General features: G+C 70.0%; 22 protein-coding genes. 11 read left to right on the forward strand and 11 right to left on the reverse strand.

The window, feature by feature from the left end:
• Positions 1-60: 60 nt before the first annotated feature.
• A complete protein-coding gene (locus tag ABIE21_RS00090; protein WP_354022752.1) occupies positions 61-645 on the reverse strand; it encodes an exonuclease domain-containing protein in 585 nt (194 codons plus the stop codon).
• A gap of 159 nt (positions 646-804) precedes the next feature.
• Between ABIE21_RS00090 and ABIE21_RS00095 the strand changes: the two genes are divergently transcribed.
• Positions 805-1,149, forward strand: coding sequence for a PadR family transcriptional regulator (locus tag ABIE21_RS00095; protein WP_354022753.1), 345 nt, complete (start codon positions 805-807; stop codon positions 1,147-1,149).
• Positions 1,146-2,162 (forward strand): hypothetical protein, encoded by a 1,017-nt coding sequence (locus tag ABIE21_RS00100; protein ID WP_354022754.1) that lies wholly within the window; start codon positions 1,146-1,148, stop codon positions 2,160-2,162. Before ABIE21_RS00095 ends, ABIE21_RS00100 begins: the two co-directional genes overlap by 4 nt.
• 15 nt (positions 2,163-2,177) lie before the next feature.
• Here the strand turns inward: ABIE21_RS00100 and ABIE21_RS00105 are convergent, their stop codons facing one another.
• Positions 2,178-3,437, reverse strand: coding sequence for a flavin-containing monooxygenase (locus ABIE21_RS00105; protein ID WP_354022755.1), 1,260 nt, complete (start codon positions 3,435-3,437; stop codon positions 2,178-2,180).
• A gap of 101 nt (positions 3,438-3,538) precedes the next feature.
• On the opposite strand from ABIE21_RS00105, the gene ychF reads away from it, so the two are divergent.
• The 4 genes from ychF to ABIE21_RS00125 all read left to right on the forward strand — a co-directional run bounded on the left by ychF (position 3,539) and on the right by ABIE21_RS00125 (position 6,265).
• A complete protein-coding gene (gene ychF / locus ABIE21_RS00110) occupies positions 3,539-4,615 on the forward strand; it encodes a redox-regulated ATPase YchF (RefSeq protein WP_354022756.1) in 1,077 nt (358 codons plus the stop codon).
• Positions 4,616-4,667: 52 nt separating this feature from the next.
• Entirely contained in the window at positions 4,668-5,294 is a 627-nt protein-coding gene (locus ABIE21_RS00115; RefSeq protein ID WP_354022757.1) for a hypothetical protein, read from the forward strand.
• Between the two features lie 30 nt (positions 5,295-5,324).
• Positions 5,325-5,528 (forward strand): hypothetical protein, encoded by a 204-nt coding sequence (locus ABIE21_RS00120; protein WP_354022758.1) that lies wholly within the window; start codon positions 5,325-5,327, stop codon positions 5,526-5,528.
• 62 nt (positions 5,529-5,590) lie between these two features.
• Complete coding sequence (locus ABIE21_RS00125; protein WP_354022759.1) at positions 5,591-6,265, forward strand: SDR family NAD(P)-dependent oxidoreductase; 675 nt, start codon at positions 5,591-5,593, stop codon at positions 6,263-6,265.
• A gap of 9 nt (positions 6,266-6,274) precedes the next feature.
• Here ABIE21_RS00125 and ABIE21_RS00130 read toward each other — a convergent pair whose 3' ends face one another.
• Together ABIE21_RS00130 and ABIE21_RS00135 are read right to left on the reverse strand one after the other, a co-directional pair.
• Positions 6,275-6,739, reverse strand: a complete 465-nt coding sequence (locus ABIE21_RS00130) for a universal stress protein (protein ID WP_354022760.1) — start codon at positions 6,737-6,739, stop codon at positions 6,275-6,277.
• Positions 6,740-6,742: 3 nt separating this feature from the next.
• A complete protein-coding gene (locus ABIE21_RS00135) occupies positions 6,743-8,191 on the reverse strand; it encodes an APC family permease (RefSeq protein WP_354022761.1) in 1,449 nt (482 codons plus the stop codon).
• Between the two features lie 154 nt (positions 8,192-8,345).
• Between ABIE21_RS00135 and ABIE21_RS00140 the strand changes: the two genes are divergently transcribed.
• Positions 8,346-9,542 carry a baeRF2 domain-containing protein gene (locus ABIE21_RS00140; protein ID WP_354022762.1) on the forward strand — a complete coding sequence of 399 codons (1,197 nt, stop codon included), beginning with the start codon at positions 8,346-8,348 and terminating at the stop codon, positions 9,540-9,542.
• A 67-nt stretch (positions 9,543-9,609) separates the two neighbouring features.
• Positions 9,610-10,155 carry a GNAT family N-acetyltransferase gene (locus ABIE21_RS00145; protein ID WP_354022763.1) on the forward strand — a complete coding sequence of 182 codons (546 nt, stop codon included), beginning with the start codon at positions 9,610-9,612 and terminating at the stop codon, positions 10,153-10,155.
• 11 nt (positions 10,156-10,166) lie between these two features.
• Here ABIE21_RS00145 and ABIE21_RS00150 read toward each other — a convergent pair whose 3' ends face one another.
• From ABIE21_RS00150 to ABIE21_RS00160, 3 genes are read right to left on the reverse strand one after another with little or no spacing between them, the layout of a single operon-like run.
• Positions 10,167-10,352, reverse strand: a complete 186-nt coding sequence (locus ABIE21_RS00150; RefSeq protein ID WP_354022764.1) for a hypothetical protein — start codon at positions 10,350-10,352, stop codon at positions 10,167-10,169.
• 32 nt (positions 10,353-10,384) lie between these two features.
• Positions 10,385-10,915, reverse strand: coding sequence for a GNAT family N-acetyltransferase (locus ABIE21_RS00155; protein ID WP_354024371.1), 531 nt, complete (start codon positions 10,913-10,915; stop codon positions 10,385-10,387).
• A gap of 49 nt (positions 10,916-10,964) precedes the next feature.
• The gene (locus ABIE21_RS00160; RefSeq protein ID WP_354022765.1) at positions 10,965-11,972 is read right to left on the reverse strand and encodes a DMT family transporter; all 1,008 of its coding nucleotides are present in this window, start codon (positions 11,970-11,972) and stop codon (positions 10,965-10,967) included.
• Between the two features lie 33 nt (positions 11,973-12,005).
• On the opposite strand from ABIE21_RS00160, the gene ABIE21_RS00165 reads away from it, so the two are divergent.
• From ABIE21_RS00165 to ABIE21_RS00175, 3 genes are all read left to right on the forward strand, one after another.
• The gene (locus ABIE21_RS00165) at positions 12,006-12,593 is read left to right on the forward strand and encodes a TetR/AcrR family transcriptional regulator (RefSeq protein WP_354022766.1); all 588 of its coding nucleotides are present in this window, start codon (positions 12,006-12,008) and stop codon (positions 12,591-12,593) included.
• A gap of 60 nt (positions 12,594-12,653) precedes the next feature.
• The gene (locus ABIE21_RS00170) at positions 12,654-14,237 is read left to right on the forward strand and encodes an ABC-F family ATP-binding cassette domain-containing protein (RefSeq protein ID WP_354022767.1); all 1,584 of its coding nucleotides are present in this window, start codon (positions 12,654-12,656) and stop codon (positions 14,235-14,237) included.
• 92 nt (positions 14,238-14,329) lie between these two features.
• Positions 14,330-14,686: a zinc ribbon domain-containing protein YjdM gene (locus tag ABIE21_RS00175; RefSeq protein WP_354022768.1), complete on the forward strand. Its 357-nt coding sequence runs from the start codon at positions 14,330-14,332 to the stop codon at positions 14,684-14,686.
• Positions 14,687-14,690: 4 nt separating this feature from the next.
• On the opposite strand, the gene hutI is transcribed toward ABIE21_RS00175, so the two are convergent.
• From hutI to hutU, 4 genes are read right to left on the reverse strand one after another with little or no spacing between them, the layout of a single operon-like run.
• A complete protein-coding gene (gene hutI, locus ABIE21_RS00180; protein WP_354022769.1) occupies positions 14,691-15,902 on the reverse strand; it encodes an imidazolonepropionase in 1,212 nt (403 codons plus the stop codon).
• Entirely contained in the window at positions 15,899-17,269 is a 1,371-nt protein-coding gene (locus tag ABIE21_RS00185) for a formimidoylglutamate deiminase (RefSeq protein WP_354022770.1), read from the reverse strand. Before ABIE21_RS00185 ends, hutI begins: the two co-directional genes overlap by 4 nt.
• A complete protein-coding gene (locus ABIE21_RS00190; protein WP_354022771.1) occupies positions 17,266-18,459 on the reverse strand; it encodes an allantoate amidohydrolase in 1,194 nt (397 codons plus the stop codon). Before ABIE21_RS00190 ends, ABIE21_RS00185 begins: the two co-directional genes overlap by 4 nt.
• Entirely contained in the window at positions 18,447-20,111 is a 1,665-nt protein-coding gene (hutU, locus tag ABIE21_RS00195; protein WP_354022772.1) for a urocanate hydratase, read from the reverse strand. Before hutU ends, ABIE21_RS00190 begins: the two co-directional genes overlap by 13 nt.
• Positions 20,112-20,129 lie beyond the last annotated feature (18 nt).

Below are 20,129 nucleotides of genomic sequence, written 5' to 3' on the forward strand. Positions count from 1 at the left end.
GAGCCTGTCGAAATCCCCTCGCGCACTATGCGGGCGAGATTTTGACAGGCTCAGCCTGCTTTAACCTGCCAGCGCGACCGCGCCGATGCGCCCGAGCTTGGTTCCGGTGATCTTCACCAGGTGCTCTATGTCGAGCGCGTTGTGGCGTTTGGCGGCGTGCACCACGATCGCGGCGCACGCCTCGGCATCGGCGAGGGCGTCGTGGTGGGCGAAGTCCTCGAAGCCGGCGGCCATCGCCGCGACGGGCAGCTTGTACGAGTCGAGCGAGTAGGTCTTGCGAGCGATCTGCAGGCTGCAGGCGTAGCTGAAGCTGGGCGTCTCGATGAAGCTCGCCGCGCATCCGCCGTTGATCACTCCCATGTCGAAGCCGGCGTTGTGGGCCACGAGGTGGTCGCCGTCGGCGAAGGCGACGATGTCGGCCAGCTGCTCGCTCCACAGCAGGGCGTCGACGATGTCGGCGGCGACGATGCCGTGGATGCGGGTGTTCCACTCGTTGAAGTAGTCGTGCCCGAGCGGCGGGCGGATGAACCAGTTCGCCCGGTCGACCACACGGCCGTCGACGACCTTCACGAGCCCGACCGAGCACGCGCTCGCACTCGAGGAGTTCGCGGTCTCGAAGTCGATGGCGGTGAAGTTGATAGGCACGCATCAATGGTCACACGCACCCCCGACGGTCGCCGGAGAGCCGCCCGCGTGTTGGGCATCGGGCGGCTCCAGCCGCGAGGCATCCCGTATCTCAAATACGACGAGACGACACGCCGCGCAGTGTCCGCTATATATCGACAGCCTGAATATACTCGCGGCATGACCACAACCGAAATGCGTGAACCCACGTTCCTCGTGCTGGCGGCCCTGGCCGACGGCCGCAAGCACGGCTACGCCCTCATCGCCGAGGCGGCCGAACTCTCCGACGGGCGCGTGCAGCTCAAGGTCGGCACCCTGTACGCCGCCCTCGACCGCCTGGGCGAGCAGGGACTCGTCGAGGGAGCGGGAGACGAGGTCGTCGCCGGCCGGCTGCGTCGCTATTACAGGCTGACGGATGCTGGCGCGCAGCGTCTCGAGGCGGAAGCGACCCGGCTCGCCGCGAACGCCGCGAACGCGCAAGCAAAGCTGCGCGCCCGGGTCGCAGTGAAGGCGGCGGTCGTATGAGCGCCGCGCTGGAGCGCCGCTACCGGGCCGCACTCGACTGGTACCCCCGGGGCTGGCGCGAGGAGAACGGCGAGGCGATCCTCGGCACACTGCTCGACGAGGCCGAGGCGACCGGGCGCGAGAAGCCGCGCTTCGGCGACGTGCTGAACCTCGCGCTGCACGGCATCGCCGCGACCGCGAAGGAGGTGCCCGACCGCATCCCCGCAACGATCCGGGACCGGATCGCGGCGATCAGTCTCGGCACCGGGTTCGCTCTCGCGCTCGTGCTGTTCCTGGCTTCGGAGTGGGCGCCGTGGGCGCCGAACGGACCGTGGAACGGCTGGGCGTTCGACTGGCGTGTGACCCACTCGGCCGTTCCCGGGTTCGGGCCGTTCGCCAGCGCCGGGGTGGTGCTGTTCGGCCTGTGGTTCGCCGCGTTCGGGTTCGCCCTTGTCGGGCTGGCTCGCACCGCGTCGTTCACCCTGTCCTTCACGTTTCCCGTCAGCCTCCTCCTGATCGAGCACGCAGGGCACCGGATGGCGACGCTCCGCCCCACGGACGGCGCGCTGGTCACGCTCGCCGCTCTGGCCCTGCTCGCAATGATGGGCCGCCCCACGCGGCGGGGGCAGAAGCGGGCGGGCGCCCGCTGGCTCGCCGCCGCGGCCGGCATCGCTGTCGTGATCCCTCTGTCGATGGCAGCGAGGGCCATCGCAGAGAGCCAGACGCCGGGGACCTGGCGGTTCGAGGGTCGGCTCGACCCGTGGAATGGCTGGAGTCTGATCAGCAGCCCGCTGCTGCTCTGCGCCCTCGCGGCCGTTCTCGTTCTGATCGCGGTCGCGCGAGCCCGTCGGGACTGGGCTGTCGCGATCGGTGCGTCGACCGTGCCGTGGGCGCTCTCGGCGGTCGCATTGACGCTCGGCAGCGTCTCCGGTGTGGCGTTCTACGCGATCCTCGGCGTCGCCGCGACGATCGCTCTCGCCTGGTTCGTGCTCCGCGAGCGCGGCTACAGGCTGGTGCTGCAGCGCCGCGAATGACCCGGCCAGCCTCGGCTACGACAACCGCGGCTCGGGCGGCACGACGGCCGGCGCCGCGACGGCCGGCGCCGCGACGGCCGGCGCCACGACGGGTTGGACCGCCGGCACCCTGACCGACGCTGCGGCCGCTCGCCGCCCGACCTGCCGCGCGATCGCGCGGGCGTCGATGCCCACCTGCCGGATGTTGCCGGTGAGCGGGTTCGAGTACCCGAGGAAGTAGAGCCCGTCGAGTCCCGGCGCCTGCTGAGCGGCGTTGATCGTCGGGCGCCCCGACGGAGCGATCACCCCGAGGTGCGCGACCAGCGGCTCGAGACCGCGACGGTAACCGGTCGCCACCACCACCGTTTCGGGACGCAGCACCTCGCCGTTCGCGAGCGTGACGGCGTCGGCGTCGAACGACTCGACCGACGGCACCACGGTCACCCTTCCCGCGCGCACCACGTCGATGAGCCCGACGTCGATCGTCGGGGTGACGTCGTCGCGCTCCTGCTGGGTGAAGACGCCGCGGGGCGCCTTCGTCAGACCGAACCGGGAGAGGTCGCCGACGGTGACCTTCTGCAGCAGCCGCGAGATGCCGTCGCCCACGCGGGTGGGGAACGGCGAGACCGAAAGAACGAGCACCTGCGACGCGACGCCGAGCACCACACGCCGCACGATGTTCGGCGGGGTGCGGATCGCCAGCCACACCTGTTTGCCGGCGCCGGCGAGGTCGGCCGCGATCTCGGCGCCGCTGTTGCCCGGTCCGACGACGAGCACGGACTGCCCGTCGACTGCGGCCGGGTTGCGGTACTCGCTCGAATGCAGGATTCGCCCCGTGAACGAACCGCTGCCCGGCCAGTCGGGCAGCTTCGGTGTGTGGTTGTAACCCGTTGCGACGACGACCAGCGGGGTGACGACGGCTTCGGCGCCGCATCCGACCCTCCAGCGTCCGTCGGGAAGGTGGTCGACGGATGTCACGGAGGTGTTCAGCCGCACGTCGAGGTTGTTGCGCCGCGCGTAGTCACGCAGGTACGCACGGAAGTCGTCCCGCGCCACCCACCGACCGGCCGAGCGGGGGATCACCGAACCCGGCAGGGAGCTCAGCCGCCGGGTGGTGTGCAGGTGCAGCCTGTCGTAGTGGTGGGCCCAGCTCGATCCGACCTCGCCGGCCTTGTCGATGACGACCGCGTGGATGCCGACGCGGCCCAGCTCTGCTGCCATCGCGAGGCCGGCGGGGCCGGCTCCGATGACGACGGCGGGGGAGGTGTCGGGCAGGGCCTGAGCGTCGTTGCTCACAACTGTCTCCTTATTCGGATGTGTCGTTTGAGGATGACTCTAGTGCCCCGAATCGCCCCGCGGCAGGTCCGATGCCGCCGTTCCCGGTACCCTTGACTCTCGTGGCTCTCACTATTGCAATCGTCGGACTCCCCAATGTGGGCAAGTCAACCCTGTTCAACGCTCTGACCAAGAGCTCGGTGCTCGCCGCGAACTACCCGTTCGCGACCATCGAACCCAACACGGGAATCGTGAGCCTGCCTGACGCACGCCTCGCCGTGCTCGCCGAGATCTTCGGCAGCGAGAAGATCCTCCCGGCCGCGGTGTCGTTCGTCGACATCGCCGGCATCGTCAAGGGCGCGTCTGTCGGCGAGGGCCTCGGCAACAAGTTCCTCGCGAACATCCGTGAGGCGGATGCCATCGCCCAGGTCGTGCGCGGATTCGAAGACCCCGACGTGGTGCACGTCGACGGCAAGGTCGACGCCGCCAGCGACATGGAGACCATCAACACCGAGCTGATACTGGCCGACATGCAGACCCTCGAGAAGGCACAGAGCCGCTACGAGAAGGACCTGCGCGCCAAGAAGATCACGCAGGCAACCATCGACACGGCCGCCGCAGCGGTCGCCTGGCTCGACGAGGGCAAGCCGCTGTCGAGCAACACCAAGCTCGACCTGTCGCTGCTCGCGGAGCTCGGACTGCTCACGGTCAAGCCGTTCATCTACGTCTTCAATGTGGATGAAGCGGTCTTGACGAACGACGACCGCAAGGCCGCGCTGGCCGCACTCGTCGCCCCCGCGCACGCGGTGTTCCTCGACGCGAAGCTCGAGAGTGAGCTCATCGACCTCGACGCAGCCGACGCCGCCGAGCTGCTCGAGTCGACCGGCCAGGAGGAGAGCGGCCTCGACCAGCTCGCCCGCATCGGCTTCGACACCCTCGGCCTGCAGACCTACCTCACCGCGGGCCCGAAAGAGACCCGCGCCTGGACGATCCCGAAGGGCGCCAAGGCCCCGCAGGCAGCCGGTGTGATCCACACCGACTTCGAGAAGGGCTTCATCAAGGCCGAGATCATCGGCTTCGACGACCTGGTCGAGACCGGCTCGATCGCCGAGGCCCGCTCGAAGGGCAAGGCCCGCATCGAGGGCAAGGAATACGTGATGCAGGACGGCGACGTCGTGGAGTTCCGCTTCAACAACTGAGCCCCGGCTCGCCGAACCCGACCGATCGACCCGGGCCTATTAGGTTGGTGGAATGACGCCCGAGGAACATCGATTCAACGCGCTCGTCCTGGCTTTCGCCAACCTTCAGCGCCTCATGGTCTTCCACAACGCCGTCGCGCTCATCGAGGGCAGAGAACTGAACCCGGATCTGCGCGAGCAGCTCACGTCGAAAATGGATCTGCTGAACGAGGTCGTGGAGCGCTCGAGCCAGAGCAGGGCGGTGAGCGAGACCGACGTTGATTTGGTGCGCCCGGTGGCCTCGTACCTCGAACAGGAGATTCGCGCGTACTACGACACTGAGCTGGACGGCGGCGACCTGGGCGCGCAAGCTGCGTTCGGTGCCGCAGCGGTGTTCGCTGCTTCATACCTCGGCGACGGCATCATGCATATGGGACGGGTCTTCGGGCACGACGACTGGGTCGATCGCGAAATGCAGGACAAACCCAACCTCGCTATCCTGCTGAATCAAGCCAACGGCACTGTCGGGTCGGCGGTCCGCTCGGACTTTCCGCCTGAGATGCGCGGATACATCGACCACCACGTTCGCGTCGCGCTCGGCGATCGCGACCTCGTGATGGCTCAGGTTGACGGATTGACGACGATGCTGGATGGGCGTGTCGCGCCGCGTCCTTCGGAACGGCGTGACGGGCTCGGCTGACGAAACCTCCGAGACGATGAGCATCGCCCTATGGAGACACACTCCCTGCGGCGCAGGACACCGGGCGTGGTCGTCGTGCTCTCGGCCAGGATCACGCTCGTGGCCTGTTCGGCGCCGCCCGTTCACGAATCCTCCGACGGTCGGCTCGTCGCCAACACGGGTCAGGCGGGCGGCGCCCACAAAGAGGCGCTCGCGAAGGGAACGGTCGCCTGGGGAAGCGGCGCGGTCGAGTGATCGTATCGGGGCAGAATAGATCAGCGGGTGAACGCGCCCGCATCGATCTCAGGGAGCGCACCGTGCCAGTCATCGCAATCATCGGAGCCGGACCGGGACTGGGTGCGGCGGTCGCGCGCAGATTCGGGCGCGAAGGCTTCTCGATAGCCCTGATCTCGCGAGACCAGTCGAAGCTCGACGCCATGGCTGCGGAGCTCCGAGTGCAGGGCCTCACCGCCAGCGGCTACGCCGCCGACGTGCGCGTGCCGGCGACGATCGAGGACGCCCTCGCGCGTGCCGCGGCAGAGCTCGGCCCGATCACCGCGCTGCAGTACAGCCCGCTGCCGTCACGCGACTACCTGAAGCCCGTTCTCGACCTCACCCCGGAGCTCGCGCTGGAGGCGCTGCAGTTCTCCGCTCTCGGGCTCATCCACGCGGCTCGTGCGGTACTGCCGGCGATGCGCGAGACGGGCGACGGCAGCATCATCCTGATCAACGGCGGCACCTCGGTGAAGGCTCGTGGCGGCTTCGCGGGTACGTCGGTCGCATTCCCGGCCGAGAGCGCCTACGGGGAGATGCTCCACGATGCGCTCGAAGACGAGGGCATCCGGGTCATCCAGCTCGTCATCCCCGGAGGCATCCCCAAGCTGCAGCTGCCCAACGGCATCGACGACGTCGCCGACCGCATCTGGGACCTTCACGCCGTCGCCGGGCCCTTCCGCACCATGCTCATCCCGCTCGAAGAGGGTCGCGAGTAGCAAAGACCGTCAGCCCAGCGCCCGCTCGCTGTGCGGCGTGGGCCGGCACACCAGCACCGGGCACGGCGCGGAGTGCTGCACCCGCGACGCGGTGCTGCCCAGCAGGATCGTGCGGGTGAGCCCGCGGCTCCCCGACGCCATCGAGATGAGATCGGCGTCGAGGTCTTCCGCCAGCCGGATGATCTCCTGGGCGGGCGAGCCGCTGCGCACCTGCTTGTGGATTCTCGGCCCCCACCCGTCGAACTCGGCCGCGACGATATCGACGGCGGTCGCGGCATCCTGACTGAAGCTGAGCTCCGTCTGCCCGGGGGAGCGCTTCGGACCCAGCTCGTTGGCGAACGGAGCAGCGGCGTAGGGGCTCACCACCGCGACGATGGTCACGTCGGTGACCTCGCGGGAGTCGGCGATCCACTTGAACTGGCGGGCCCCGGCCAGGGAGGCGAGAGACCCGTCGGTGGCCACGATGACATGCATGACTCAGTCCTCCTTGCTGCTCGAGGGCGGGTTAGTGGCAAGCTGTTTCTTCTTGCCGAAGAAGTTCTGCACCAGGTACAGCACCAGGCCGACGGCCAGCAGGCCGGCCACCCAGAAGAGCGCGTCCGGGTCGTCGATCAGGGTGTAGGTGAGCACCGCCAGGTTGCCGACGATCCCGGCGATCAGCAGCGGCGTGTTCGCCCGGTAGGTGTCGGCGGTCTCGTCCGTGCCGCGCAACTTCAGGCAGGCGACGATCACCAGCGCGTAGATGAAGAGCAGGAAGACGACGGTGATCGTCGCCAGTCGGTCGACGATGTCGAGCTGCTCGTCTTCCGGGAGCCCGGCCTGGCTCGAGCGGATCGCCGCGCCGATCACCAGCAGCGCACTGACGATGGCGGCTCCGAAGATCAGTGCGACATACGGACTGCGGCGAACCGGATGCACCTTGGCGAAGACAGCCGGCACGATGTTCTCGCGCGCCATCCCGAACAGGATCCGCGACTGCGCGACCACGGTGACCAGCGTGGTGTTGCTGATGGCGATCATGGCGATGATTCCGAAGACCACCAGCATGACCGAGGCCGGGATGAAGAACAGGTCGGCGCGGATGACCTCGAGCAGGGTATTGCCGGCGAGGGTCTCGATCGGCACGGCCAGCGCTGCGGCCATGGAGACCAGCACGTACACGACACCTGCGGTGACCATGCCCCCGATCAACGCTCGCGGGAACGCGTGCGACGGGTCGATGGTCTCCTCCGCGACATTCGCGGCGTTCTCGAATCCGGTCATGGCGAAGAATGCGAGAGAGACGCCCGCGAGCACCGCCAGGATCGCCGACCCCGAATCGCCGGCGACGCCGAACTGCAGCAGCACCGAAGGGTCGTTGACCCCCTCGACCAGGGCGATGACTCCGATGATCACGACGATCAGCAGACCGCTGACCTCGATGAAGGTCATGACCACGTTGGCCACCACCGACTCGGTGATGCCGATCAGGTTGATCACGGTGATGAGGGCGACGAACGCCAGGGCGATGAAGGCGGCAGCCCAGATCGCGTCGTCCGGCAGCCCGATCAGATCGCCGAAGTAACGCACGAATCCGGCGGACAGCGACCCCACCGCGGCCATGTTGGCCGACAGCATGCAGATCGTGATGAAGAACGTGAGCGCCGGGCTGCGGAACGCCTTGTTGATGTAGAGCGATGCCCCCGCCGCCTGCGGGTACTTCGTGACCAACTCGGCATAGGCGAGTCCCGTGACGGTGGCGATCGCCACACCGACGAGGAAGGCCATCCAGAAGGCGCCCCCGACGGCCGCCGCGACCAGACCGACGAGAACGTAGATTCCTGAACCGAGAACGTCGCCGACGACATAGAAATACAACTGTTTGGCCGTGATCGAGCGCTTCAGCTGACTGTGCTGCACGACGTGTGGTTCGACTGGGGTCACCATTTCGCAACAGTACGGCACCCCCACTCAAAGGCGAAGAACTTTCTCAGCCACGGGCTTGTGCGCCCCGTCGAGCCAAATCAACCCCCTCGTCGCTCGAATCTCCCCCGACAGAGGATGGGAAGAGGTTCACACACGACAGCGGAGGTGCTTCCACATGGCCGGTACAACGACGGGCACGGGCCACGAGCTCGCCAGGATCTATCGCGAGGGAGGCGACTACTCGCAGGTCTACATCGACATGTCGGTGGACACTGCCGATCCGCCCGGAGTGAAGGAGCAGCGCCGCACCTCGGTGCTCGACGCCCTCGCCCGCGCGGGCGCCCCGATGGCGGACATCGACGCGATCACCGACGCGCTGGCGACGAATCCCCTGGCGCCCAGCCCCGCCTGCCTGTACGTGCTCGCCAAGAACGGGGAGCTGGTGCTCGAGGAGGCGCTTCCGGGTATCGCCGTCGCGCCGGAGTCTGTGTCGTATGGGCCCCTCCCCGACCTCGCGCCCCTGCTGCGGATGCAGCCGCTCGACTTCTGCTATCTGGTGGTGGAGACCTCGCGCGACGGCGGCGAGGCGCGCCTCTACCGCGCCGGCGCCTCCGCTCCCGAGCGGGAAGAACAGGTCACGGGCCGCACAGACACGCTGCACAAGGTGCGCCGTGGCGGCGACTGGCGCAACGACCACTTCCAGAACCACACCGAGGAGATCTGGAAGCAGACCCAGTCGAAGCTCGCCGCCACGGTCGACGAGGTGGTGCGCGAGCGTATGCCCCGCCTCCTCGTGGTCGCGGGCGACATCCGGGCCCGGCAGCTGCTCGAAGAAGAGCTCTCCGAGGCGAGCCGCGCCATCCTCGCCGTCGAACCGACGAACACGAGAGCGGATGGCTCGAGCGACGAGGCCCTCGCAGAGCGGATCGACTCGGAGATCAAGCGCGTGCTGGCCGAGGACAAGCGCGCGGTTCTCGACCAGCTCAACATGCACGAGGGCCGTGGAGACAACCGCGTCGACCTGAGCTTCGGCGCGGTCGTGCAGGCGCTCGCGAGCGCACAGGTCGACACCCTCGTGCTCGACAGCGACCGGCTCACCGACAGGGAGGCGCTGGCGCTCGGCGCCGAGCCCTGGATCGCGACGACACCCGAAGACGCCCTCGGCGCGCCCGTGATCGCGACCGTGCCGGCGCAACTCGCCCTGATCCGTGCCGCGCTGCTGACCGACGCGAAGATCCTCTTCACCGACTCCTACGCCGCGACCGGCAGCGGCGACCCGCGGGCAGCGGAGGACGCCGTGACCCTGCCCGAGCACGCAGAGGTCGGCGCGATCCTGCGTTGGCGCACCGGCCCGCCCGTGCCGGGCACCTGACCAGGGTCGCGCGTCGGTATGCTCGGCAGCTGAGTGTGCCGCACCCCGCGGCCGACAAGGAGAGCCCATGAGCGTCACGTTTGCCCCCATCGACATCCGGGGAGCCGACCGCGGCGCGTTCACTCGTTTCCTCACCCGCGACCGGTTCCCCTTCCACGCAGTGGCGGAGCCCTCCGAGCCGGAGGTCGCCGCGCAGATCGACGCGGGCCACTTCGAGCGCGGCCGCAGCCTCTTCTGGGTCGACGACGAGGAGCACGGGCGCATCGGCATGGTGATCATCGAGAACCCGGGCAGCGCGGCACCCGCCTTCGACCTGCGACTCGCCGGCAGGTACCGGGGTCGCGGTCTCGGCGCCCCGATCGTCCGGGCGCTCACCGGCTTCGTGTTCGAGACCTACCCCGACGCCGTGCGCCTCGAAGGGCAGACCCGCGAGGACAACCTCGCCATGCGCACGACCTTTCTGAGGTCGGGTTTCGTCAAAGAGGCGCACCGTCGCGAGGGCTGGCCGGTCGAGGGAGGCGAGGCGTTGGCGGCCGTGGCCTACGCGATCCTCCGCCGCGACTGGGTGTCCGGCACGACGACGACGTTCGTCTGGGAGGACCTGCAGCCCTGAGGCCGCCCCGGTCAGAGGGCCTTGCGCCTCCCGACGACGCCCAGCGGGACGACGACGAGACCGAGCGCGCAGACGAGGGCGAGCCATTCGCCGGTCGATACCGACACCCACACGCCCAGGGCGATGATGACCGCGCTGTAGGCGACGGCGATCAGGGTCAGTGTCTTCAGCGACGGTCGGACTCTCGTATTCGACATGGCCTCAGCTTACGGTCGGTGGCGGGCGGATGTCACGGGGTCAGTGCCAGTCGCATAACGATGCGAGGAACTCCGCCCGAGACCGAGTCGGTGTCGGCGACCTTCGCAAACCCCGCGCGCTCGAACATCGCCCGCGTGCCCACGAATGCCATGGTCTGGTCGACGCGCTCGCCCCGGTTGTCGACCGGGTAGCTCTCGACGACCGGCGCCCCGGAGCGACGGGCGTAGTCGACCGCACCGTCGATGAGCGCGCGAGTGACCCCCTGCTTGCGGAAGCCGGGGCGCACGCGCATGCACCAGAGCGACCAGACCGGCAGGTCGTCGACGTGGGGGATCTTGCGCGAGTTCTCGATCGGGTAGAGCTCGGAGCGCGGCGCGACGCCGCCCCAGCCGACGACCTCGCCGTCGAGGTAGGCGAGCACGCCGGGGGCCACATCGCGCGCGCACAACTCGCGCACCCTGTCGGCGCGGGCGACCCCGACGAGCTCGCGGTTCTCCTTCGAGCTCAGCCGCCAGGACAGGCACCAGCACACCGACGACTCGGGCTTCTTCGGGCCGAGCATCGTGGCCACGCCGTCGAAGTCGTGGGCCGGCTTCACCTCGATCACCTCGTCACCTCCTCGGCGCGCGGGGCCGTGTGCCGCCGTCACGGGTCAATGCTGGCACCGCCGACCGGTGCGCGAAAGGGGCGGTCTGGGCGGTCTGGGCGGCCTGCCGGTCGGGGCCGGCACCGCGGCCCTCCGCCACCAGCACGAGGGTCACCGCGACGGCGCACACCACGAACCCGATCAGGGTCAGCGCCGAGAACTCCTCGCCGAAGGCGACCGCCCCCGCCACCGCCGTGGTCGGAGCCACGGCGAACAGCAACGCATTGAGCTTGGTGACACCGATGCGCCGGATCAACCACCAGTAGAGGCCGTAAGCGAGAAGAGACGGTACGGCGGCGGTGAAGGCCGTCACCGCCCAGAACCCGGCTGCGGCGGGTGGCACGGCGTGTCCCGTGACGACCGCGACGATCGCGAGCGCCGCGACGACCACGACCACGTGGATGGTGAGAGTGGCGAGAATCGGCAGATCGTTCGGGCGGCGCCGGTCGATGAATGTCGCGGCGATCAGGCAGAGCATGGCCAGCACGGGCAGGGCGTAGGCGGTTGGCGCGGCGCTCGCCTCCAGTTGCGACCCCACGACCAACGCGACGCCGACGACGCCGAGAGCCAGTCCGAGCCACGAGGCACCACGCACGCGGAGTCCGAGAACCGGGCCGACCAGGGTTGCGACCACGAGAGGCTGCACGGCGTCGATCAGGGCCGTCGTGCCGGTGCTGATTCCCGCGGCGACCGACGCGTAGACGAAGATCACGTAACCCAGCTGCGAGAATGCGCCGACGGCCGCCTGCCTCCGAAGTTGCGGCAGCTGCAGCCCGCGGAGAGCACCGGTTGCGACGCAGGCCACGAGCAACGCCGCGGCGAGGAGGACATAGCGCCAGAGCAGCAACGTCCACATCGAGCCGTCTACGGTGGCGACCTTCGCTGCGATGAAGCCCGAACTCCAGGCCAGTACGAACACGATCGAGGCTCCGACGGTGAGCGCGCCACGAAGTAGACAGGTCTGTTTAGCCATTGGCTTGACTATACAGGTCTGTATAGTTGAAGCATGACGACCCCCGTTCCCGAGCTCGCACCGCTCACCCCCGGCGCTCGCCGTGTGCTGGATGCCGCGTCCGAGCTGTTCTACGAACGGGGCATCCACGCTGTCGGCGTCGACACGATCTCCGAGGCGGCCGGTGTCTCGAAGAAGACCCTCTACGACCGCTTCGGCTCGAAAGACGCCCTCGTCGTCGCGTACCTGCAGCACCGCGACGCCCGGTGGAGAGCGCACGTCGCCGCCGCGCTGCAAGCGGTGCCGGAGCCCGGCCCCGAGCGGGTGCTGACGATCTTCGACGCCGCGATCTCCTGGAGCGACGACAACAATCCCAAGGGCTGCAGCGCGATCAACGCGCGAGCCGAGGTGAGCGATTCGGATGGCGCGCGGTCGGTCTTTCCGGAGGTGACACGGCAGAAGGTCTGGCTGCTCGACGTCTTCGCCGAGCTGAGCCGCGAGGCCGGCATCTCCGACCCGGAGGCCACCGCGCAGTCGCTGATGCTGCTCTACGAAGGAGCCATCGTCACCGTCGGGATGCACACCTTCGCGGAGCCCTTCGTCGTGGCCCGCGCGGTCGCGCGCCGCCTGCTCACCCCCTGAGCCGGGTAGCCTAGAGGTCGCTGAGCCTGTCGAAGCGCACCGCCTCGAGAGGAACCCGGCATGAGCCTGATCAGACTGAACGACGTCGAAGTGCGCTTCGAGAACACCCAGATTCTGCGCGAGGCGTTCTTCCGCCTCGAGAGCGGCGACCGGGTCGGCCTCATCGGGCGCAACGGCTCGGGCAAGTCGACGCTGCTCAAGCTCGTGCTCGAACAGGTGAGTCCCGACGCCGGAACCGTCACGGTCGAGCCAGGACTCAAGCTGGGCTACTTCTCCCAGTTCTCGGAGCTCAACGGCGAAGCATCCATCACCGACGTCCTCGACGCGCTGTTCGTCGAGATCAAGGCCACGGAGGCCGAGCTCGCCCAGATCGACCAGGCCATCGCGGCCGACCCGAGCGCCGACCTCGACGCGCTGATCCTGCGCCAGTCCGAGCTGTTCGAGGAGATGGACCGCCTCGACGGCTGGGACTACAAGCGGCGCATCGACACCGCCCTCACGACCCTCGGCTTCACCGAGGCGCACCGCATCTGTGCGATCGACGAGCTCTCGGGCGGATGGCGCAACCGCGCCGCCCTGGCGAAGATCGTGCTCGAGCAGCCCGACGTGCTGCTGCTCGACGAACCGACCAACTACCTCGACGTCGCCGGAGTGGAGTGGCTCGAGGCCTGGTTCCGCGAGTTCCGCGGCGCCGCCATCATCGTCTCGCACGACCGCAAATTCCTCGACGTCGTCGTCACGCGCATCATCGAGGTCGAGAATTTCCACCTGCACGAGTACCCCGGCAACTTCGGCGAGTACGTCGTGCAGAAGCAGTTTCGGCTGAAGACCCTCGAGGCGCAGTTCCAGCACGAGTCCGAGCTGCTCGCCTTCGAGGCCGAGGGCATCTCCGACCGGCGCGAGGCCGCGAAGGCCGCGAGCAAGAACCTCGACAAGCAGCTGTCGAACATCAAGAAGTCGCGGGCGCCGCGCCCCGTCGACCAGATCATCACCGAGATCTACGGCGGGCTGCACGTGAAAGACGTGCTCTGCCGCGTCGAGTCGCTCAGCAAGAGCTACGGCGACAAGGTGCTGTTCGACGACCTGACCTTCGAGATCCGCCGCGGCAACCGCATCGTCGTGCTCGGCTCGAACGGCAGCGGAAAGACGACCCTGCTGCGCGTGCTCACCGGCGAGGAGAAGGCCGACCACGGCCGCGCCGACTGGGCCTCCGGTGCGAAGATCGTCTCCTACAACCAGATGCTCGACGAGCTCGACGACAGCGACACCGTGGTGCACGCCGTGAACGCCATGCCCGACAGCCTCGCCCTCACCGCGACCCGCAAGTCGGTCGGACGCTTCCTGACCATGTTCCATTTCTCCGAGGCCGATCTGAAGAACCGCATCGGCAACCTCTCGGGCGGACAGCGCGCACGCGTCGCCATGGCCCAGTGTCTGCTCAGCGGGGCATCCGTCCTCCTGCTCGACGAGCCGACCAACCACCTCGACATGGCGAGCACGCAGGTGATGGAGCGCGCCCTCGTGCACTTCCCCGGCGCCGTGGTCGTCGTGAGCCACGACCGGTTCTTCACCGACAAGATCGCCAACCGGCACCTCGTCTTCGACGCGACCAAGCCCGGCGAGGTCGAGCTGCGCGGCGCCTGAGCGCGCGTTGCGCGCCAGCCCGGGCGTCGGGCTGCAGCGCGCGCTGTAGCCCGACGCCCGAACTGCAGCCCTACCCGAACGAGAGAAGCCACATGCCCGAATCACTGCCGCTCTGCCCGAACTGCGCGAGCGACCTCGCCTACGAGATGGGCTCGCTGCTGGTGTGCCCGATGTGCGCGCACGAGTGGGCGCCGGTCGAGGCCGCGGCCGACGAGCCGGAGGGCGAGCGGGTCGTGCGCGACGCCGTCGGCACGGTGCTCGCCGACGGAGACACGGTGAGCATCCTCAAGGACCTCAAGGTCAAGGGCAGCAGCGGCAACGTGCTCAAGGTCGGCACGAAGGTGCGCAACATCCGCCTGATCGACGGCGTCGGAGACCACGACATCGACTGCAAGATCGACGGATTCGGCTCGATGCAGCTCAAGTCGAGCGTCGTCAAGAAGGTCTAGCGGGTCAGAGGCTGAGCCCACCGGCGGGCGGTGCGAAGCCCAGGCGCTCGCCGTTCTTCCAGACGGCGACCGTGAGGGGCACGCCGGGCCGGTAGGCGAGATGCGAGACGGATGGCGCGTCGAGCACCTGGAAGCTCGCATGGCCTCCCGTGCGCAGCGAGCCGACGGCGCCGGGCCCGAGCTCCGCGCCGACGGTACGCGCTGCACCCCGGGTCGCCGCCCACACCGCCTCCCGAACCGTCAGCCCCATCTGCAGCACCGCCGTGGCGACGCAGAACGCCATCGACGACGTGTACGAGCTGCCCGGGTTGCAGTTGGTGGCGAACGCGATCGAGGCGCCCGCGTCGAGCAGCCGTCGCGCCGGAGCGAGAGGCTGCCGGGTCGACAGGTCGCACGCGGGAAGCAGCGTCGCCACGGTCGGCGAGTCGGCGAGGGCCGCGACGTCGGCGTCGGACAGGTGGTTGCAGTGGTCGACGCTGCTCGCACCGAGCTCCACCGCGAGGGCCACCCCGCCGCTGTGGCCGAGCTGGTTGCCGTGCACCCGCACCCCGAGCCCCGCCGCCCGGCCGGCGAGCAGCACCTCGCGCGACTCCTCGACGTCGAAGGCCCCGGTCTCGCAGAACACGTCGACGAAGCCGGCGTACGGGGCGACCGCCGCGAGCATCGGCCCGGTGACCAGGTCGAGGTAGTCGCGCCGGTCGATCCCGGGCGGCACCACGTGGGCGCCGAGGTAGCTGACCACGTCGGCGACGGCCGCCGCGGCGACCGCCGAGCGGGTCTCGCTCTCCAGGTCGAGCCCGTAGCCCGTCTTCGTCTCGAGGAACGTGGTGCCCTGCCGCGCGGCCTCGAGCCGCAGCCGCAGCGCGTTTACCACGAGCTGCTCCTCGGTCGCGGCCCGGGTGGCGGCGACCGTCGTCGCGATGCCGCCGGCGGAGTACGGCTGTCCGGCCATGCGCGCCTCGAACTCGGCCGAGCGGTCACCCGCGAAGACGAGATGCGTGTGGGTGTCGACCCAGCCGGGAAGCACTGCGCGTCCGCCGAGGTCGGTGCGCTGGTCGGCGGCCGGCGCGTTCGCGGCTGGCCCGATCCACGCGATGCGACCGTGCTCGACGATCATCGCAGCGTCGAGCACGCGGTTCTCGGCGGATTCGGGCCGTGCCTCCTCGGACGACTGCGTCGTGAGCTCGCTGATGCCGGTGACGAGGTGTGTGCTCATCGCGATTCCTCCCTCGCTGCGACGCCGTCGACGGCGGCGATCGCCGAGCGCAGCAGTGTCGCCGGTTCGGTCCCGGCCGTGCCCGCGGCGCCGTCGCCTGCCCCGACGAGTATCCCGCCGTCGGCGACGACGCGTCCAGCCACCACCACCCGGCGCACGTCGGCCGCGGTCGCGGAGAGCGGCAGCTGTGCGAGGGCGCTGCCCGCCGTGCGGACGCTCCCCGTGTCGACCTCGATCAGGTCGCAGTGGTCGCCGACGGCCAGCGCGTGCGGCCCGAGACCGAGGGCCGCGTAGCCGCCGGCGCCGGCCGCACCCGCGAGGGCGGCGGGATCGAAGCATCCGCGACGCCCCGAGGCCAGACGCTCGCCCGCCTCGAGTCCGCGCATCTCGAGAAACGGGTCGACGACGGCGTTCTGGTCGGAGCCGAGCGCGATGCGGGCGCCCGCGTCGGCGAGGCGCCGGGCGGGGCCGATGCCGTCGCCGAGGTCGGCCTCCGTCGTCGGGCAGATCACGACCTGCGCCCCGGCGGCGCCGACCGCGGCAACGTCGGCGTCGCTGAGATGGGTGGCGTGCACCAGAGCGAGGCGCGGGCCGAGCGCTCCAGCCTCAGCGAGCACCCCGACGGGGGAGAGGCCGTAGGCGGCGAGCGACTCGGCGTTCTCCCGCGGCTGCTCGGAGACGTGCACGTGCAGCGGGACGTGCGGTGGCAGGCCGTCGACAACGGTGCGGATGTCGCCGCGTGACACCGCGCGCACCGAGTGGATCGCGGCCCCCAGTGTGACGAGGCCGTCGACCGGGAGCGCCGCGTCCAGCGCGTGCCACCGTCGCAGCCAGCCCTCGGCCGAGCCGTCGCCGAAGGCACGCTGCCGCGGTTCGAGCGGCGCGCCGATGCCGCCCGCGAGGTACACGGTGTCGAGCAGCACGAGCCGGATGCCGACGTCGCGGGCGGCGTGCGCGAGGGCGAGCTCCATCGCGTGCGGCTCCGCGTATGCGGCACCGTCGTGGCGGTGGTGCAGGTAGTGGAACTCGCCGACCGCCGTGTAGCCGCAGACGAGCATCTCGGCGAAGACGGCCCGGGCGACCTCGCGGTACAGCGCCGGGTCGAGCCGGGCGGCCGCGGCGTACATCGCCTCGCGCCAGAGCCAGAAGTCGCCGCCGGCGCCGTGCGTGCGGCCGCGCAGCAGGCGGTGGAACGCGTGCGAGTGCGCGTTGCCGGCGCCCGGCATGACCACTCCCAACGCGATGTCGTCGTCGCGCCGGGGGACCCCCGCCGTCACATCGACGATGCGGCCGTCGGTGCCGGCGGTGATCCGCACCGCGCGGGTGACGATGCCGTCGACGACCGTCGCCGCGCACCAGTAGCTCACAGCAGCGACCTCAGCAGTCGTTCCAGCGCGTCGACGCCCGCGGCGCAGTCCGCGGTCTCGGCGAACTCCTCGGGGGAGTGCGAGACGCCGGTCGGGTTGCGCACGAACAGCATCGCGCTCGGTACGCGGGCCGCCAGTACTCCCGCGTCGTGTCCTGCTCCGGAGGCGAGCAGCGGGACGCCGCCGAGGGTGCCTGCGAGACCGGCCGAGAGCGCCGGGTCGAACTCGACGAGGTCGCTCCACGATTCGAGGACGACCGTCACGGTGCATCCGGAATCCGCCACCGCGGCTTCCGCCCGCCGCCGGACGTCGTCGACGAGGGCCAGCGTCGACGCGTTCGTCGCCGCGCGGGCGTCGAGCCAGGCGGTCGCGGAGGAGGCGATGACGTTCGTTCCGCCGGGCACCACGGCGATGCGTCCGACGGTGGCGCGGGAGCCGGGGGAGGCGAGCGCGGCGTCGTGCACGGCGACGATGGTGCGGGCCGCGGCGACGACGGGGTCGCGGCGCTCGGCCATCGTCGTGGCGCCCGCGTGGTTGCCCTGGCCGGTGACGGTGATCCGCCAGCGGCCGTGCGCGAGGATCGACGACGCGAGCCCGACCGGGGCACCGAGATCGACCAGCCCGCGGCCCTGCTCGACGTGCAGCTCGACGAAGACGCCCATGCGCGACAGTGCCTCAGGGTCGGGCCCGAGGTGTGCAGGGTCGAGGCCGGCCGCGCTCGCCGCCTCGGCGAGGGTGACCCCGTGGGTGTCGGTGAGCCGACGGGCGGCGTCGGGGTCGATCGCCCCGGTCAGCAGCCGCGAGCCGAGGCAGGCGACGCCGAACCGCGACCCCTCCTCCTCGGCGAAGACGACCACGGCCACGGGGCGCGAGGGCACGAAGCCGGACGTCTTCAGCCGGGCGACGGCGTCGAGGGCCGAGACCACGCCGAGGGGCCCGTCGAACGCCCCGCCGCCCGGCACAGAGTCGAGGTGGCTGCCGGTGACGACGGCGTCCGGCCCGGGCTCTCCCCACCACGCCCACAGGTTGCCGTTGCGGTCGGTCTCGACGTCGAGACCGGTGCGGATGGCGCGATCGACGAACCATTCGCGCAGCTCGAGGTCGGCGGGCTCGAAGAGGTGCCGCGAGTAGCCCCCGCGCACCCGGTCGCGGCCGACGTCGGCGATCTCGGCGAGGCTCACTGTTCCCACATCGGCACGCGCAGTCCGCGCTCGCGGGCGACCTCGGCCGCCCGCTCGTATCCCGCGTCGACGTGCCGCATCACCCCGGTGCCGGGGTCGTTGGTCAGCACCCGTTCGATCTTCTGCGCCGCGAGCGCGGTGCCGTCGGCCACGATCACCTGACCGGCATGGATGCTGCGGCCGATGCCGACTCCGCCGCCGTGGTGGATCGATACCCACGTCGCACCCGAGGCGGTGTTGAGCAGCGCGTTCAGCAGCGGCCAGTCGGCGATGGCGTCGGAGCCGTCGGCCATGCCCTCGGTCTCGCGGTACGGGGAGGCCACCGAACCGGCGTCGAGATGATCGCGTCCGATCACCACGGGCGCGCTCAGCTCGCCCGATGCGACCATCTCGTTGAACCTCAGCCCGGCGAGGTGGCGCTCCTTGTAGCCGAGCCAGCAGATGCGCGCCGGCAGCCCCTCGAACGCGACCTTCTCGCCGGCCGAGGTGATCCAGCGCCGCAGCTTCTCGTCGTGCGGGAAGAGCTCGAGAATGGCCCGGTCGGTCGCGGCGATGTCGGCCGGGTCGCCGGAGAGGGCGACCCAGCGGAAAGGACCCTTGCCCTCTGCGAAGAGCGGGCGGATGTACGTCGGCACGAACCCGGGGAAGTCGAAGGCCCGCTCGCAGCCGCCGAGCAGGGCCTCGGCGCGGATCGAGTTGCCGTAGTCGAACACCTCGGCGCCGGCGTCCTGGAAGTCGACCATCGCCTGCACCTGCTTCGCCATCGACGTTCGCGCGCGCTCGGTGAAGCCCTCGGGGTCGGCCGCGGCGAGCGAGTGCCACTCGTCGAGCGACACCCCCTCGGGCAGGTAGCTCAACGGGTCGTGCGCCGACGTCTGGTCGGTGACGATGTCTATCGGCACACCGCGGGCGAGCAGTTCGCGAAACACGGTCGCGGCGTTGCCGACGAGCCCCACCGAGAGCGCGGTGCGGCTCGACCTCGCCGCGGTGACCCGGGCGATCGCGTCATCCAGATCGTCCGTCATCTCGTCGAGGTAGCCGTGGTCGACCCGGCGCCGCAGCCGGGCGGGGTCGACGTCGACGATGAGCACCGCGCCCTCGTTGAGGGTGACGGCGAGCGGCTGCGCCCCGCCCATGCCGCCGGCGCCCCCGGTGAGCGTCAGCGTGCCGGCGAGCGTGCCCGCGAACCTCTTGTCGGCGATGGCGGCGAAGGTCTCGTAGGTGCCCTGCAGAATCCCCTGGGTGCCGATGTAGATCCACGACCCGGCGGTCATCTGCCCGTACATCGTGAGGCCGAGCGCCTCGAGGCGGCGGAACTCGGGCCACGTCGCCCAGTCGCCGACGAGGTTCGAGTTCGCGATCAGCACCCGCGGCGCCCACTCGTTCGTGCGGAACACCCCGACCGGCTTGCCCGACTGCACGAGCAGCGTCTCGTCGTCGTCGAGGGTCTCGAGGGTGCGCACGATCGCGTCGAACGCCTCCCAGCTGCGCGCCGCCCTTCCGGTGCCGCCGTAGACGACGAGGTCGTCGGGGCGCTCGGCCACCTCGGGATCGAGGTTGTTCATCAGCATGCGCAGCGGCGCCTCGGTCTGCCAGCTCTTCGCCGTGAGCGTCGTGCCGCGGGCGGCGCGAACGGGGCGGGGGGTGTGCGATTCGGTCACGGTGATCCTGTCGGTCGG

The organism is Conyzicola nivalis, from assembly GCF_040548875.1.
Taxonomy (GTDB): Bacteria; Actinomycetota; Actinomycetes; order Actinomycetales; family Microbacteriaceae; genus Conyzicola; species Conyzicola nivalis_A.

Excerpts from the sequence above, each read along its gene's own strand:
- ABIE21_RS00095 (WP_354022753.1), top strand. The coding sequence starts at position 805 with ATGACCACAACCGAAATGCGTGAACCCACGTTCCTCGTGCTGGCGGCC.
- ABIE21_RS00100 (WP_354022754.1), top strand. The coding sequence starts at position 1,146 with ATGAGCGCCGCGCTGGAGCGCCGCTACCGGGCCGCACTCGACTGGTAC.
- ABIE21_RS00115 (WP_354022757.1), top strand. The coding sequence starts at position 4,668 with ATGACGCCCGAGGAACATCGATTCAACGCGCTCGTCCTGGCTTTCGCC.
- ABIE21_RS00120 (WP_354022758.1), top strand. The coding sequence starts at position 5,325 with ATGGAGACACACTCCCTGCGGCGCAGGACACCGGGCGTGGTCGTCGTG.
- ABIE21_RS00130 (WP_354022760.1), bottom strand. The coding sequence starts at position 6,739 with ATGCATGTCATCGTGGCCACCGACGGGTCTCTCGCCTCCCTGGCCGGG.
- ABIE21_RS00135 (WP_354022761.1), bottom strand. The coding sequence starts at position 8,191 with ATGGTGACCCCAGTCGAACCACACGTCGTGCAGCACAGTCAGCTGAAG.
- ABIE21_RS00140 (WP_354022762.1), top strand. The coding sequence starts at position 8,346 with ATGGCCGGTACAACGACGGGCACGGGCCACGAGCTCGCCAGGATCTAT.
- ABIE21_RS00145 (WP_354022763.1), top strand. The coding sequence starts at position 9,610 with ATGAGCGTCACGTTTGCCCCCATCGACATCCGGGGAGCCGACCGCGGC.
- ABIE21_RS00150 (WP_354022764.1), bottom strand. The coding sequence starts at position 10,352 with ATGTCGAATACGAGAGTCCGACCGTCGCTGAAGACACTGACCCTGATC.
- ABIE21_RS00155 (WP_354024371.1), bottom strand. The coding sequence starts at position 10,915 with ATGCTCGGCCCGAAGAAGCCCGAGTCGTCGGTGTGCTGGTGCCTGTCC.
- ABIE21_RS00160 (WP_354022765.1), bottom strand. The coding sequence starts at position 11,972 with ATGGCTAAACAGACCTGTCTACTTCGTGGCGCGCTCACCGTCGGAGCC.
- ABIE21_RS00165 (WP_354022766.1), top strand. The coding sequence starts at position 12,006 with ATGACGACCCCCGTTCCCGAGCTCGCACCGCTCACCCCCGGCGCTCGC.
- ABIE21_RS00170 (WP_354022767.1), top strand. The coding sequence starts at position 12,654 with ATGAGCCTGATCAGACTGAACGACGTCGAAGTGCGCTTCGAGAACACC.
- ABIE21_RS00175 (WP_354022768.1), top strand. The coding sequence starts at position 14,330 with ATGCCCGAATCACTGCCGCTCTGCCCGAACTGCGCGAGCGACCTCGCC.
- hutI (WP_354022769.1), bottom strand. The coding sequence starts at position 15,902 with ATGAGCACACACCTCGTCACCGGCATCAGCGAGCTCACGACGCAGTCG.